The organism is Streptococcus sp. 68 (assembly GCF_013277415.1).
In the GTDB taxonomy this organism is placed as follows: Bacteria; Bacillota; Bacilli; order Lactobacillales; family Streptococcaceae; genus Streptococcus.
The window spans coordinates 7,652-23,819 of sequence record NZ_VMMX01000006.1 but is presented as its reverse complement, the minus strand read 5'-3'; the positions used below and the strand labels follow the sequence as shown (position 1 = coordinate 23,819).

The window sequence follows — 16,168 nt, the reverse complement described above, 5'->3', positions numbered from 1 at the left end:
TGTCTTACCAGATGTTGATGCTCCTGGAGTAAGGGCTGCTTCCTAAGGCATTATTCGCATTCGTCAGAGCTGTCTTGTCTGCTTTATCGACTAACTTCTCTTTCGCTTTGTCTAACTTACCTTGAGCTGCGGTTACTTTTTCTTGCGCTGCTTGAACTTCTGCTGCTGTCGCATCGGCACCTTTAGCTTTTGCGGCTTCTGCTGCTTGCTTAGCTGCTGTAACTTCGGCTTCTGCTTCTTTCTTAGCGGCTTCGTAAGCTTTAATACTTTCTGGTGTCTTACCTTCTGTACTTACGGCTTCATCTAACTTCGCGTTGTCTTCTGCTAATTTAGCTTTCGCTGTTTCTGTAGCTGCTGCGGTTACTGCATCTTCTGCTTTCTTCAACGCGTCTTTGGCTGCGTTTACTTTCGCTAGCTCTGCTTGAACAGCTTCTGGTGTCGCATTATCGTCCGCTATTACAGCTTCCGCTGCTTGCTTAGCTGCTTCTGCTTTTGTCTTAGCGTCGTTATAGGCAGTCACTTTGCTTGCTGGCTTGTCAGCTGTTGTTGGTACACTTGTGATTTCGCTTCCTAAGGCATTATTCGCATTCGTCAGAGCTGTCTTGTCTGCTGGTTTCACCACATACGGAACTGTTACTTTTTCTGTACTTTGATCTGCATAAGTAATAACAACGTCAAGATTATGACTACCTACTGTAGTTGGATATTGTGTTCCTTCTTTCAGTGCAGCTGATGCTTTGTTATCTACATTTACCGCAGCAAGTAACTCTTCATTTGTAGGATTTTCACCGACCACTTTTGTAATCGTGTTAGTAGTCACTGTATGTGCAGGAGCTGAAATTGACGTTGGTGTTTGCGCACTCTTGGTATCACCACTTCCTGCTGTCGCAACTGCTGTTACTTGACGATTTCCTTGTACTGAGTTCGCTGGGAAGACCCAAGTATTTCCACGTTTTTCAATACCATCTGCTGTCCAGCCATTCGCTTTACTTACAGTTATTGTATTTACATTTGTATCAGTTGTAGGAACAGTAAATACTACTTCGTCTGCATCTTCTGGAATAGTTACAACAGTTTCACCATTTTGTTTATTCTCATAAGTCAACGCTGCTGGTGCTGGATTTGTCACTGTAATCGTTACATCATATTCGCCGACTTTATTTGTGCCAGTTGCAGAAGTCTCACTTAATTGAACCTTATATGTTCTTGTTCCAACTGTGTCAACATCAGGTTGTTCTTTCCATGTAGCTGTAAAGTCACCTGGGAAGGCTTTTTCAGCTCCCTTTTCAGTATAGCTAATACCTTTTCGAGCATCTGCTCTCAAGTCTGTCAGAGTTTGACTTCCCTTAGCTGCTGTAATGGTTTTCCCTGCGAAATTACGCTCTTTGGCTACATAAATCGTGCTTTCATCACTATCAGCAGTAAAGACAGTCTGTTTTACTTTAACAGGTTGGTCTGACGAGCCAATTTCAGCTGTTTGGTCTGTCTGACGTAAGTAGGTATTATCTGGAAGTTTATAGGTCCAGACACCATTTTTCAGTGCACCTTCACCTGGTTGAAGAGTAGCTGGGTCTTTTCCGTTATTAGCGTCAATTTCAACAGTTTTACCTGTTTGTAAGGTCAATACAACCTTCGTAGCACTTTCAAGAGCTGTACCAGAAATCGTACGATCAACATCACTTAATTTCGGATTTTCTTCAGTTCCTGCCGTCTTAGTAAATGTCGGCGCTGTTGGTTTGGCTACTTGCGAATGAGATATGTCAATAGTAGAGCCATCTGGGAAGTTAATCGCAGCTACTTTCGCCTTATCGTCCGTAGTTCCCTTAGTATAAGTTACATCTGCAGGTAAATTACTATTATTTGCATTCGCTTCTTTAATTTTAGCTGCAAAGCTGTCTTTCGCTGCATCTGTAAAGTTACCATCGGTGATTGCTGTATTACCATAAGTCACTTTTTCAGCATTCGTTGGATAAGTGACTTGATTTCTGTAGAAGTCAGCATACGTTTTAACAGTTACCGAATCACTCTTAGCAGAAGATACTTCATAAGCAGTGTCTTCTGTTGTATTTTTTCTAATTGTTTTCTTGTATGTTCCAGCGACAAGGACGTTAGCGTTTAGTTGTTCTCCTAATGCCAATTCTTTATTGTAGTCAGTTGTCGCGAATGTTACTGTTGTTGTTCCAGCTGGAACGTCTTTTTCTGCTACAACAGTGCCTTGAGCGTCTTTAAGTTGGACTTTTACAGTTGATCCTGTCGCTAACTGCGAAGTTTCTGGTAAGTTTGATACCGTAACAGCTGGTTTAGTACCTGCTTGACCTTGAAGTGTTGGTGCTTTTGGTTTAACCGCTAACGTTACTTTGATGTTTTGATCATTGTAATTATCCGTATCATCTCCACGAGCATTTTTCACAGCAGAACCATACCAAACATTAACATTTTCTTCTCGTACTCCGATAGTTGTCTGTGCTTTATCTGTTGGATTAGGTGAACTATAACCATTCCCCCAACCTATCGCTGTTCCTCCTGGATTTGGCACACTCGGATTACTTAGCTCAACATAGTCTCTGACATTTGTTTTTGCAAATGCTTTCCCTACAGTGGTCTCTGCTGAATAATCTTTACCATTTTCTAATTTGGCTTTATTTCCATAAGTTCTGAAAGTAACTGTTTTTTCTACAGTTCCAGCCCCATTTGGATAAGTAACAATTATTTTGTGTCTTATTTCTCCTGCTACTGTGCTTATAGGTACCCCATTCTCAAATGCAACCGTAGTTCCTGCTGGTCTGTTTCCTTCAAAGGCTACATAGAAGTCTGCTGTAGGAGGTTGTGTTCTACCTTTAGTTCCCCATAAAGCTGAGGTCAATGGTTGACTAACAACCTCATAGTAGGTATTCACTTCTTGATTATTAACCTTACGAAGCGTTACCCCTGGATATACTGTTACTGGGATAGTCAATTCAGTATTCACACCATTTAGACTAACTTCTACAGTTTTAGTTGTAGTTCCTACTGTCGCTGTTGTTGGTTGCTCGCCATTTTTCCATGTTGCAGAAGTTAAAGTAACCCCTTCAGGCACTTCTACAAAGTTAGCTGCATTCGCAACATTATCAATAGTAGCATCTTTGATAGCGTAAACAGCTTTAGGTTTAACAGCAGTAATCGTAATCGTCTTGTCTGCTTTATTACCGTTCTTGTCTAAGACAGTTACCTTAATATCATTTTGAGAAACTGAGCGTAACGTTCCTTTAATTGATTGAGTATCGTCATCGTAGATTAGACCAGATGGTAAACTAGAAACAATAATATTCCCTTCATCAATACCAACCCCAGAATCTGATAATCCAAGAGGGATATCAACCATTTTTTCTGCTTCTATAATTTTCGAAGAAGCTCCGATAACAGGCGCTGTTTGATCTCCAGTTCCAGCTTGAGCCGTCGCTTTGTTACTTTCGATACTTTGAGCTACGACTTTTGCTGTAACATCTGCTTGGTCTTTGACAACTTGGTCTTTCAATGTGATTGCACCAGTAGTTGCATCAATACTAATGCCGTCTTTTTGACCACTTGTAATCGACCATTGATTATCAGCACCCTTAGTAGCTACAATGGTTGTAGCAGCTTGAGCAGTTTTTCTTACTTCTCCACTAACTTGTAGTTGATTGTTATCTGCAGGAGTGTAAGTTACTTCTAGTTTATCGACAGTTGCTTCAGTCACTGGAGTTACTGTAACATCACCGTTACCCGCAGGAGTTACTGTCGGTTGACTTGGTTTAACGTTTACTGTAACACGCTCTACATCTTCACTTGAACCATCTGGATATGCTACCGTTATTGTCGCTTGTTTGACTCCTGGTGTTGATGTGTCTAAAGTCCCTGCTTTCCATGTAAACCTTGTGTTTGTTGGTAAGCTTGTCGCATTTGCTATGCTATCTTCAGCTGCTGGTTGGCTTCCCTTGTCTACAGTTTTCTCTACTGCTGTTGGTTCGTAAATTTCTTTTTGTGTAGGTGCAGTTACTGGGATTTGAATATCTTCAGTAGAACCATCTGGATATGTAATACTTGCGCCAATACTATAAGTATTGTCAGTAGAATTACGTGTAATCGCTCCATTATCCTTCAGATTGATACTCATATCTTGAGTGTTATAGGCTACTTTTACATCCCCTTTTGTAGTAGTGAATGTAAGGTTTTGTTTCATAGCATCAAACTCTGTTTGAGTCACTGCAGCATTACTCAAAGCAATATCTCTTTCAAGACGTTGAGCTGTTATCGTCGGTGTATACTTATTTGCTTGTGTTCTTACCTTGAATAACACACGTGTTGGACTAGTTTTATCATTACGTTTATTTCCATCAACTGTGTGTAAATCATTTCCTGCTGCATCAATTGCGCTTGCGTAACGAGTTACAATTATTTCATCATTATTCCATAATGTTGAACCTGTTCTATATTTATTTAACGTTCCTGTTACTGTTACTGTCTTCGGTGCTGGATATGTCGTATCACCACTCACTGGATATCGTTCATAATCAATACCCACACCACCTAAATCAGCAAAGTTTCCATTATATTCAACAAATCCTACTTGCGATAATTTCCCAGAATTGTCTTTAAACGTTGCGACTGGTAAATTCGTTGTTTCTGTTGGTGTGATGTATACTACACGATTTCCTTCAGCATCTGTTTCCGTATTTTGGAAATCAACTGTAGGGAAGTCAGGGTCTCCATCTTTAGCAACTCCAATTGCTTCGCTACTTTCAAGACTACCACTTGTAGTCATGAAAGCTATAGCTTTTACTGTTGAACCATCTTGAACTAAACGGTCTTTAATTTTAACAGTACCTGTTGCTCCATCAATTGTAATTGGAGTTCCTGAGCCAAATGACCATGTATCTCCATTTTTAGATGCAGTATAGGTTACTTCTCGTGGATTTTCCTGTGTAGTGTAAGTCACTTTTAGACGATTGACATTGGTTTCGTTTGCTTGTGTAATAAGCACATCACCATTATCTTGTGGACTTACCACTGGTGTTTGTGGTTTCACTTCAAAGTTAATGGTTTTCTCAATGTAACGACGTCCATTAAGCTCTCTATCGGCATTTCCTGTCACTTCAGTTCCAATGCCGTCAGTTCCTGCATATCCAACTGGGAAGTAGGCTCTTGCTTTCACTACATGACGTCCTGGTGCATCTGGCAAGTTTGTAATAACTGTTCCAGCTTCATTGACCATACGGAAGGTCATACCACTAGGGAAATTACCAGCATCTTGACGATTTGTCCCATCGTTAACCGTTAAGTAGTTATTGGCATCTTCCAGTCTTTGTCCTGCAGTTGCCGGTACGGTAATTGAGGATTGATTTGCTTGAGCTGAACGAGATGGCTCAAAATCTAAATCTACTACTTTTAGACGGAATTTAACTTCTGCTTGGTTTCCTGAATCAACTCCATTGCTTCCATCAGACACCTTAAGTGTTACAGTTGTCAGTCCTAATTGTGCATTCGATGGAATTCTTCCTGTGATAGTATGCGTTCCGACTGAATCTTGTGTTTTTCCAGTCTCTGTTAATGTATCACTAGTTCCATTAAACTGAATTCCACTTGGTAAACCACTTACATACTTAAGGTTTACTCTACCATCTGAGTCATTATCAAAGAATGTTAATGGCAGATTTAGATTAGCTCCACGATAGACAGTCACCACTGGAGAAGTAGACTCTTTATCATTTAATGTTACGACTCTATCAGCATCTGTTCGATTCGTTAATTTAACTGTTGGGGCTACCTTATCTGCATTTTCAACTGGTATTCGAATGTCCTTAGTTGAACCATCTGGATATGTAATAGTTGCTCCTACGTAATATGCACCATTCTCACTCTTAATAGCACCACCATCTTTCATAGCGATATTCATATCTGGAGAATTGTATGCTACTTTAACATCTCCTTTATTTGTAGAGAATGTTAAGTTTGGTTTCATCTTATTAAATTCTTCAGCAGTTACGCGAACATCGTTTGCCGTAAAATCTTTTTTAAGCGTTTGTGTATTGATAGTAGGTTCATATTTAGCTGCTTGCGTCAATACTTTGATGACTACACGATTCGGATTTTGTTTATTGTCCGTAACATTTTTAAACTCATTATCTGCAGCATCTTTGGCATAAACATAACGAGTTACAATATTATCACCGTTACTCCATATACGTCTTGTATTACGATTTTCTCTTGGAAGTTTTCCTGTAATCTCAATGTTAAATGGCGCACTAAACTCAACATTATTTTCACTAGCTTTTTTGTTGTAATCTAAACCAAAGTCCAGATTAGTATTACGTCCATCACCGTGATATAACACAACCTCTCTTAACTTGTTAGAATCATCCCTCACAGTTCCTAAAATTATAGAACTATTCGATAAGTCCTCTGTCGGAGTTACATAAACAACACGCTCTCCATTTTCAAGTGATGTATATTTATCACTAAAAGTAAAGGTCGGTGCAGTCTTCTCACCTGCTAAAGAAGTCCCAGTAGAAACCGTACTCTCCACATTTTGGGCTACTACCTTAGCTGTAACTGCTGTAGTATCTCTTACTTGACGGTCTTTAATTGTGACAGCACCAGATATTGCTTCTATTGTCACTCCATCTGCAGGAGCATTCGTTAATGCCCATGTATTACCAGTCTTAGTAGCTGTTACTGTTCGTTGGTTATTATCTTTATCTGTATAGGTAAAGCTTAAGGTGTTGACATTTGTTTGGTTAGTATGTGATACTACTACATCCCCATTAGCCTCAGCAGTAACAATCGGCGCTGTTGGTTTAACGTCAAATTCAATTTCACGAGTTGTATATGTACGATTTCTAATTTCATCAATTCTATCTCCTATCGCATTAGATGGAGTTGTTGATAAACCATTTGTCGGTACATAAGTTGTTGGGTAGAAGGCTCCCGCTTTTACAAGATATTTCCCAGGTGCAGTGAATGTTAAATTTGTTCTAAATTCATTATTATTTGCTCCAGTAATATAGCGGAATGTCATGTCTCGAGGGAATAAATTATCATTTCTATTTATCCCTGTTCCCAATCCTGTTCCTGTTGTAGCAGTTAAATATTCATTCGGATCTGGAGTTTGCTGATTTAAAGCTACTTCTTTCGTAATTTTCGTAGTACCAGTAGCTTGAGAATATCCACTTTCAAAATCAATATCTAAAACACGAATATTAAATTTAACTTCTTTTTTGTTTCCTTGGTCAACATTCCTACTTGCGGCATCAGATACTTTTAATGTAACTGTATGTACTCCAAGAGTTGCATCTGTTGCCACTCTACCTCTCACAGTATAAGTACCAGGTGTCGTTTCTGTTTTGCCACTTTCGTTAATTGTCGTAGAAGTAGTTGCACTTTCATTACTATTAAACAAGACACCTTTTGGAAGTCCTTCTTTGTAACCAATATTAACTTTACCAGTATTTGCATTATCATAATACTTCAATGGTAATTCAATAGTCGCCCCACGATATACATCAATTGTTGTAGCCGCTGAATCAGTCGTTAATGTAACTTCAGTATTGTTGTTTGCTTTATTTGTTAATTTAACTGTCGGTGCAACCGTGTCTTGAACATTAAATGTAATAGCTGTTCCCACACTTGTTGGGGCATAAATCGTATATGCTTTGCCATCAATTGTCTTTTTAACAGGAGTCGTACTGTTAGGTATATTCACTGTTGCTTTGTATTTAGTAACAGTGCCTACTGTGTCTAATTTTGTATCATTCGCTTTAGTTGTTGTTCCCTCTTTCCAAGAATAGGTAACATTATCCGGAAGATACTTAGACGCTTCAGTTCCTGAGCTATTATCAACCACTTTTAAGTAATCTTGTGGTTTTCCTAGTGTTGAATTAACCGCAACATCTTTAGGAGAATTTTTTGGTTGAATATCTACAACTGTATATTGGAATTTGTATGTTTTTGCATTATTGTTGGCATCACTTACAACAACACTTGCCTCACTTGTCCCAAGAGCTGCGTTCGTGTCAACCAAATTATTAGCTGTTAATTGATAAGATGTTCCGCTTGTAAGATTTGTCTTATCATCATCATTACTTCCGTTTTTATTAAACCATACTCCAGCAGGTCCTCCACTCATCTTGAATGACGATACTGTACCAGAATTATCGCTAACAGTAAATGTAGGATTGAATGTTGCTCCACGATAAAGCACAAAACGATTATCAGCAGCATTTTCAGTCAATGCCTTACCATTCATCGTTACTGTTGGTGCTTCGTTATCTCTAGCAATCACACGATATTTGAAGAAGTATTGTTTATCACCAGTTGAACCATCACTAACCGTTATCGTTGATGTATACGTTCCAGGAGTCCTATCATTAGGAACATTCCCACTAAAGGTAGCTTCAAATGTATTAGACACAGTTGCATTATTATTCGCTCTAAAAGCAGTATTTGCATTAGTAGCCGTTACTCCTGGTGGAAGGTTAGTAATCTGAAATTTAGTAAGATTCCCTATATTGTCAAATGCTTCAATTCGCGGTCTAAACGGTTGTCCCTGCACTACTTCATATAAAGCCGGATCTGCATCATTTCTCGCTTCAGGAAGTTCACTTCCATTTACGATTCTAACTTTAGGTGGCACACCATCTGTTGCCCTTCTTTCATTCGAACCATCAGAAGATATCTCATCTTGGTGTTTGCCATTGTAATCAATCCAGTCACCGTCTACAACAGTTTTTGCAACATATGTTCCAGGTTCCAGTTTAAGAGCATTAAATGTAGCAACTCCATTTGCCCCTGCCGTAGCACTAATAGGTTGTTGATCACTACCTCTCACAGCCGTTAAGGTTTCACCATCTTTTTTATACAGATATACTTTATATCCTTCTGTACCATTAGTAACTTCTACATTTGTCGCAACTCCAGCTGCTCTCGTTAAATCAGTTTTAATAGTAGGTGTTTTAGGTTTAACAACAAAATTTATCGGTGTTGTAGAGGATGAATCATCTGACTTATACCAAGATTTGATAAGATAACGAGTTACACCCGGGCGGTTGGCAATTAGTTTAGCTGCCTGTTCTTTAGTATACTCTTTACCATCAAGAATCCAAGTATAGACAACACCCTCTGAACCATTTTTTGCTAAATTGTTAGCAGCACCTTTACCATCCTCAGTATTAGGATAATCTAAAAAGTGCAGGTAAGATGTCGTATCTATAATATAATTCGTATAGATTCCTGTTGTAATAACACCTTTAGCTTTTTCGGGGTTATTAACTGCAGAACCTTGGGCATACGTATTTCCACCATATATCCCTGCTTGATCACCATAGTTAACTGTAGAATAACGATCTTGTTCTACAAGCATATAGCCATTTCCATAGGCTTGTACTCTGATTTTTTCCGCATTATCTGTCTCTAAGCTAGTTCTAGCATACCAATGGTTAATTAGTTTCCTAGTAGCATCTTCTACTCGCTTAAGACCACCTGCAAAAGTTAAATTCTTCATATCATTTGAACCAGTTGTCTCAAATGATATAACATAAGCATTGTCGTCCCCTGAATTCAATTCAAAAGTATAGACATCACGAACATCATTTTTAATAACTTTGATTTTCTCATCAGAGTATCTTTGTATATTCTTGTCCGTTTCAATTACGGAATCCCTGTTATAGAATCCCCTATTTAAATAACCAGTTCCCGAGGTATGCTCTCTCGCAAGCTCTTCAAGAGTCCCAATTTTAAACTGTTTGGCAGCTGAATTCCCTGGACGAGCTAAAGACACTGCATTTGTTTGATCTTTTGTCCCTTTAGCTACATTTATCAATCCAGCCCCACGGAATGGGTGACCTTCCGAAAGATTTTTAAATGCCGTATCTAAAACAGTTCTAAGTTCGTCTGAAGAACCACTTGTCGATGGACGTTCTAAAATACTACCACCATTTTTGTTAATGGCTTGCACAGAAGCTGAACCACTTTTAAATTGCTGACCTTGCGGAAGCGTGAAGTAAACCTTATTGGTTCCTAATGTTTTATGATTGTTATTGACCACAATTTGCCAAGACAATCCAGTTTTAGTAGGTCTGACATCAATATGAAATGCCTGATATGCCTCTGTTATTTCTCCGCCTTCATAGTAAAGATTCCCTACTCCACCTTTTGAGTAGAATACATAGCTATACTTAGGATAAGGCGAACCATTCTGACCACTTTCAAAGAAGTAGCCTGTCTTAGAAGCATAGTCTGCATTTTCTACACCTCGACCACTTGCACGATTTTCATTTAGTGCACGTCTCGTACGTGTTTGTGCACCTGCTGGCATCGAGCGGAAACCTGACCATCCTGTAGCGTTGGTACGCGGTTGGATGGTTACATTGTTTTCACTTGGAGTTGCAGACTCTGCTGGATTTACAGGTCCTGTTACCTTTCCTCTATTAGCCTCTTTTTCAGAGAGGACTCCTTCGATCAGTTCACGTGATTTTTTCAGGTCTGCTAAGGCAGCACTAAAGTCTTCTTGGCTAATAGTGTCACCTTTAGAGAAGGCTTCGTTGAACTTATCAGCAGCTGCCTTGGCTGCTTGGATTTTATCTGCCGATGCTCCGTTAGCTCGGAGTTGATTAGTGATAAACTCTAACTCATCTTTTAGTCCATAAACACCATTTTCACCTTCTGTATTTGTGTAGGTTGGGAGCGTCTGTGGAGTAGCTTGAGTGCTAGCTCCAGAACCTGTTGAGTCTCCTCCAGCAGATGGCGTAACTTGATTTTCATCTGGTGTAGGCTCGCTCAAAGCTCTTCTACGACCTTTTCCTCCACTTGTTTGCGCAGTCGTAGCTCCCTCTGGAGTAGCGAGTCCAGTAGATGTCAGACCTGCTTTTTCCAAGATTGTTGGAGTTTCTAAGCTAGGTGTCAAGGCTTGATTGACACGGCTCGTAAGCTCAGCCATCAGTCTTGCTTGCTCATCAACCTGCGCTTGTGTCGCTTTAGGGTCGCTCAAAACTGCATTAGCTGCTGCTAGACCAGCTTCCACTTCATCGTGGAGAGCCTTCATTGAGCTAAGCGTTAGTTTTGCCAACAAAGCTTGCAGATTCCCTTGAGTCGATTTGGCTGCTGTCGTATCAGCGACGGTCGGCTGTTCTTGCTCTTTTACTTCTCCTGCTTGAGAAGGTTCTTGGTTAGCTGAATTTGTCTCGGACTGAGCAGAGTTAGACTCAGCTCCTGCTTGCCCTTGATTGGTTCCCTCAGCTGGAGCTTCTTGCGTTTTCACCTCATCAGGTGCTTTGAGTTCAGCTGGCTGGTCAGTTAGAACCTTGTTCGAGTCTCCCTCATCCGAGGACGCCGGATTTCCATCTGCATTGCCATCAGAACCTGCCGTAACGACATCACTTGCCGTAGCTTGAGTGATGGGTTCATGCGCTGCTACTGCCCCGTTAGCAAAGAACATCAATGCCGCAACCGCGACACTGGCAGCACCAAAGTGGTATTTTCGAATCGAATATCGGAAAACCTTTTCTTTGTTATATTTTCCAAAGTCCATGAAATCTTTCTCCTTTTTTGTAAGTTGTTTTGAAAACAAAATAGCCTTATCATCTTCAAACTCACATGATATTAAATAGTATTGATAGCACTATTTAACCCACTGCACCCAGTGTACAGTCTAGTAATAATTATACCATACCCCCCCGAATTTACCATCTAATCATCCAAAAATCTTGATTTTTAGAGAATTTTTTAGTATGTGTTTATTATATTGATTATAGGTATACACTTTTTTGATTTATTTCCTAGAAACTAATAACTTTTCTATATCTTTATTTATGAAATTTTTAGTATAATAATAGTTATAATCGGCTGATTTTTAACAGTATGAATATATTGAATCGAATTTAGAAACCAAGTATGAATCCGGATTTTAGTTTGAAAAACCTCCCTATTTTTTATTGGAAGAGCTTATCATCAGTTTCTAAAAAATGTCTCAGACTTATACTAGACTTGTTCGATACCTATTTGCAGCAAGATTAAATGGTTAGCTGGTTAGAAATTGAATTGTTCAGCTTTTATTTCATCTCACTATCCCCTATTCCTAGAGCCACAATCTCCTTATTCCTTCCTTTGACGATTCTCATCTCCAAAATCACTCCTATCCCTAGACCGCTTTCAGCCCTTACTTCATGATAATCAAGCTTGGAAATATAATAGATTGAAATAGAATATGAACAAATTGATAAGGGGATTTTAAAATAATTTCTAACAATATTTTAAAAGCCCCTTGTACTATCCCAGCTTCAGCTCATTATATTTGTTCTAAATCCATCGATTATCATTCTACTCTTATCCTCAATCTAAGATTAGTATTTTTAGCTATCCTACATAAGTCTCCTAGCTTGCTTTTTGATTTTTGTTTATAGGATATTGAATTTGGAATAGTTCACTAGTACTTCTAAAACATTAATAGAAATTACTTTGACTTTCCTGACTGATTTGTTCAGTTCTTATTTCATTCATATATGCTATGCATTAACCGATAGCGGATACCTACGGAGAACTTGCCACTCAGATGTAGGACCTGCCCATCATACAAAAAAACAGACTTCATCCCACAAAGAGATAAAATCTGTTACTATTTTCTACACGATATTTCCTAATTTTTAATCCAGCAGTTGGTCTGCCTGACTGATGGCTCGCTCGGGGTGCTGGGTAAAGGGTTTGTTCCCGAAAAACTCCAACCATGGTTTACGAACCTCGTCTTTGCTGGTTTCTCTGTATTTTTCAATTCTTATTTATAATGGTCTTTCAATAATTCTTCAAACTCAGAGACAGTCACGCCTAATTGCTGACTGGCAACCTCGGAAGTCAGAAGTCCTTGACGGACCATATCTAGGAAGGCAAAAAGTTTTCCACGCTCTAGACCTTGTTCAATCCCTTCAGCTCGTCCACGTTCAAGACCACGCTCTAAACCTTGTTCAATACCTTCTGCACGACCTCTCTCCAACCCTTTTTCTTCAGCTTGTTCCAAGGCATAGTCATGAGCGAGTAAGGCTTGTTCTTCTCGCATACGTAGTTGGCTAAACATTTTCCTGTCCTCCTCGGACCAGCTCTTATAGTCTAGCAGTTGGTCTGCTTGGCTGATGGCTCGCTCGGGGCGCTGGGTAAAGGGTTTATTCCCAAAAAACTCCAACCACGGCTTGCGAACCTCGTCTTTGCTGGTTTCTCTGTATTTTTTTAATTCCAAGAACGCCATCTTGACTAGATGGTTTTCTTGTCCGTTATTGGTAATGGTTAAAACCTCACCTGTCGTATCCTCTCGCATGCTAAAACTATGGAAAGCTAAGTCATCTTGGAAATAATTACTATCCACAATTGCAATTGCGTAAACAGGTGCGATGTGTTTATAGCTCTGGTGGGTATCACCTTCACGTTGGCGAATTTTTTCAAGATTTTGATTGACCTGGCTGCATAGGTAAGCCCACAAACGATTGATGAAAAAATTCTGATGATGGACTTGGATTTCAATAATAACCTGTGTCCCATTATCCAACTCCGCCAAGACGTCTATACTAGTGTAAAAATCCTGAGCCGAGTAGGGCAGAGATGGCAAGACATGAATATTGCTTCCCTCCAAAATGGTCACATTTTTTGCTGGTAAATCCAGCATATCGCGAATAAATTGACAAGTGATTTCTGGGTTGCTAAAAATTTTCTTAGCAACCAAGTCATTAGTTGGGCTGATGCCCGGATGTCTTAGAATCATCCTTTTCCTCCTTCTATTATAGCACATTTTTTAATCTAATTTACTAGATTTGATGCTTCTATCTATTTATTCGTAAAAGAAAGCTTTTCTTCAGAAGAAAGCTAATCGCTTATTTGAAAATTTTTACCCTCTGTTGGATAGTCCCGTCTATCTATGTTATAATGAAAGAAGGATTTAAAATCGGAAAAGGAGTATCTATGCTAAAATTAGGTGTCATCGGCACTGGCGCTATCAGCCATCACTTCATAGAAGCAGCCCATGCTAGTGGAAAATACCAGCTGGTCGCAGTCTATTCTAGGAAACTTGAAACCGCAGCAACCTTTACTTCTCACTATGAGAATATCCAACTATTCGATCAATTAGAAGACTTCTTCAAGAGCTCCTTTGATGTGGTCTATATTGCCAGTCCAAACTCCTTGCATTTTGCTCAGGCAAAAACTGCCTTGTCTGCTGGTAAACATGTTATTCTTGAAAAGCCAGCTGTCACTCAACCACAAGAATGGCTGGATTTGGTTCAAACAGCTGAAAAAAATCACTGTTTTATCTTTGAAGCAGCTCGTAATTACCATGAAAAAGCTCTCACTATCATCAAAAACTTTTTAGCAGACAAACAGATTTTGGGAGCAGATTTCAACTATGCCAAGTATTCTTCCAAGATGCCTAACTTGTTAGCTGGACAGACACCAAATGTCTTTTCAGCCCGTTTTGCTGGTGGAGCTCTTATGGATTTGGGGATTTATCCTCTCTACGCTGCCGTTCGCCTTTTTGGAAAAGCTAATGACGCGACTTACCAGGCTCAACAGCTTGACAATAGCATTGACCTAAATGGTGACGGAATTCTCTTCTACCCAGACTTTCAAGTTCACATCAAGTCTGGGAAAAACATCACTTCCAATCTTCCTTGCGAAATTTACACAACAGATGGAACCTTGACTCTCAACACGATTGAGCATGTTCGCTCGGCTATTTTTACCGACCACCAAGGCAATCAAGTCCAGCTCCCTATCCAACAGGCTCCTCATACGATGACTGAGGAAGTCGCTGCATTTGCACAGATGATTCAGCAACCAAATCTGAATCTCTACCAAACTTTGCTGGATGATGCAGGCTCTGTTCATGAGCTACTATATACCATGCGCCAGACTGCTGGCATTAGATTTGAGGCAGAAAAATGAAAAACAAACTACCGACTGAATGGCAGGAATTGAGCAACCAACTCGGTTTCCAGGAATTTACCCCCATTCAAACTCAACTATTTGAGCCCCTTCTTGCGGGAGAAAATCTTCTAGGAGTGAGCCCAACAGGAACTGGTAAGACCCTAGCTTACCTCCTACCAAGTCTTCTCAGACTACAAAAGAAAAAAGCCCAACAACTCTTGATTCTAGCACCAAATACAGAACTTGCTGGACAGATTTTTGATGTATGTAAAACGTGGGCTGAGACTATCGGCTTGACTCCCCAACTCTTCTTATCAGGTTCGAGCCAGAAACGCCAGATTGAACGCCTAAAAAAAGGACCAGAAATTCTGATTGGAACTCCTGGCCGTATCTTTGAGTTGATTAAATTGAAAAAAATCAAGATGATGAATATGGAAACCATCATCCTGGATGAATTCGACCAATTACTAGATGATTCTCAGATTCACTTTGTTGAGAAAATCACTCACTACGCACCGCGTGACCACCAACTCGTCTATATGAGTGCGACGACCAAGTTTGACCAAGAAAAGATTGCGCCTAACACACGTACCATTGATCTCTCTGATCAAAAACTGGATAATATCCAGCATTTCTACATGCAGGTAGACCAACGTCACCAAGTGGATATGCTACGAAAACTGGCTCATGTTGAGGATTTCCGCGGTCTAGTCTTCTTTAACAGCCTATCAGACCTTGGAAGCGCAGAAGAAAAATTACAATATCGTGATATATTGGCTGTTTCCCTCGCTAGTGATGTCAATGTCAAATTTAGAAAAGTCATCTTAGAAAAGTTTAAAGATAAGCAACTAACCCTACTCCTTGCAACTGACCTTCTTGCACGTGGAATTGATATCGATAGCCTCGAATGTGTCGTAAACTTTGATATTCCTAGAGATAGCGAAACCTACACACACCGTGCTGGCCGTACTGGCCGCATGGGTAAGGAAGGTTATGTTATCACTCTCGTCACTCATCCAGAAGAACTTAAAAAACTCAAGAAATTTGCGAGCGTACGTGAAATTGTCTTGAAAAATCAAGAACTCTATATTAAATAAAGCCCCCATTGCTCTATACACATCAAGTGTATGGAGCTTTTTTATAAGCAATTCAATTTTATACTCTTCGAAAATCTCTTCAAACCGCGTCAGCTTCGCCTTGCTGTATGTATATGATACTGACTTCGTCAGTTCTATCTATAACCTCAAAACGGTGTTTT

4 protein-coding genes are annotated in these 16,168 nt (G+C 39.7%); 2 read left to right on the top strand and 2 right to left on the bottom strand.

Annotated features, from left to right (window positions below; genetic code table 11):
• Positions 1 to 4: 4 nt before the first annotated feature.
• Together HT720_RS04095 and HT720_RS04090 are read right to left on the bottom strand one after the other, a co-directional pair.
• Complete coding sequence (locus HT720_RS04095) at positions 5 to 11,539, bottom strand: Rib/alpha-like domain-containing protein (RefSeq protein WP_173274801.1); 11,535 nt, start codon at positions 11,537 to 11,539, stop codon at positions 5 to 7.
• A 1,239-nt stretch (positions 11,540 to 12,778) separates the two neighbouring features.
• Positions 12,779 to 13,753, bottom strand: a complete 975-nt coding sequence (locus HT720_RS04090; RefSeq protein ID WP_173274800.1) for an Rpn family recombination-promoting nuclease/putative transposase — start codon at positions 13,751 to 13,753, stop codon at positions 12,779 to 12,781.
• A gap of 197 nt (positions 13,754 to 13,950) precedes the next feature.
• Between HT720_RS04090 and HT720_RS04085 the strand changes: the two genes are divergently transcribed.
• The gene (locus HT720_RS04085) at positions 13,951 to 14,928 is read left to right on the top strand and encodes a Gfo/Idh/MocA family oxidoreductase (protein WP_173274799.1); all 978 of its coding nucleotides are present in this window, start codon (positions 13,951 to 13,953) and stop codon (positions 14,926 to 14,928) included.
• Entirely contained in the window at positions 14,925 to 16,007 is a 1,083-nt protein-coding gene (locus HT720_RS04080) for a DEAD/DEAH box helicase (protein ID WP_173274798.1), read from the top strand. The genes HT720_RS04085 and HT720_RS04080 overlap by 4 nt, the downstream gene beginning before the upstream one ends.
• Positions 16,008 to 16,168: the final 161 nt, after the last annotated feature.

Coding starts and splice junctions, on each gene's coding strand:
- HT720_RS04085 (WP_173274799.1), top strand. CDS start 13,951: ATGCTAAAATTAGGTGTCATCGGCACTGGCGCTATCAGCCATCACTTC.
- HT720_RS04095 (WP_173274801.1), bottom strand. CDS start 11,539: ATGGACTTTGGAAAATATAACAAAGAAAAGGTTTTCCGATATTCGATT.
- HT720_RS04080 (WP_173274798.1), top strand. CDS start 14,925: ATGAAAAACAAACTACCGACTGAATGGCAGGAATTGAGCAACCAACTC.
- HT720_RS04090 (WP_173274800.1), bottom strand. CDS start 13,753: ATGATTCTAAGACATCCGGGCATCAGCCCAACTAATGACTTGGTTGCT.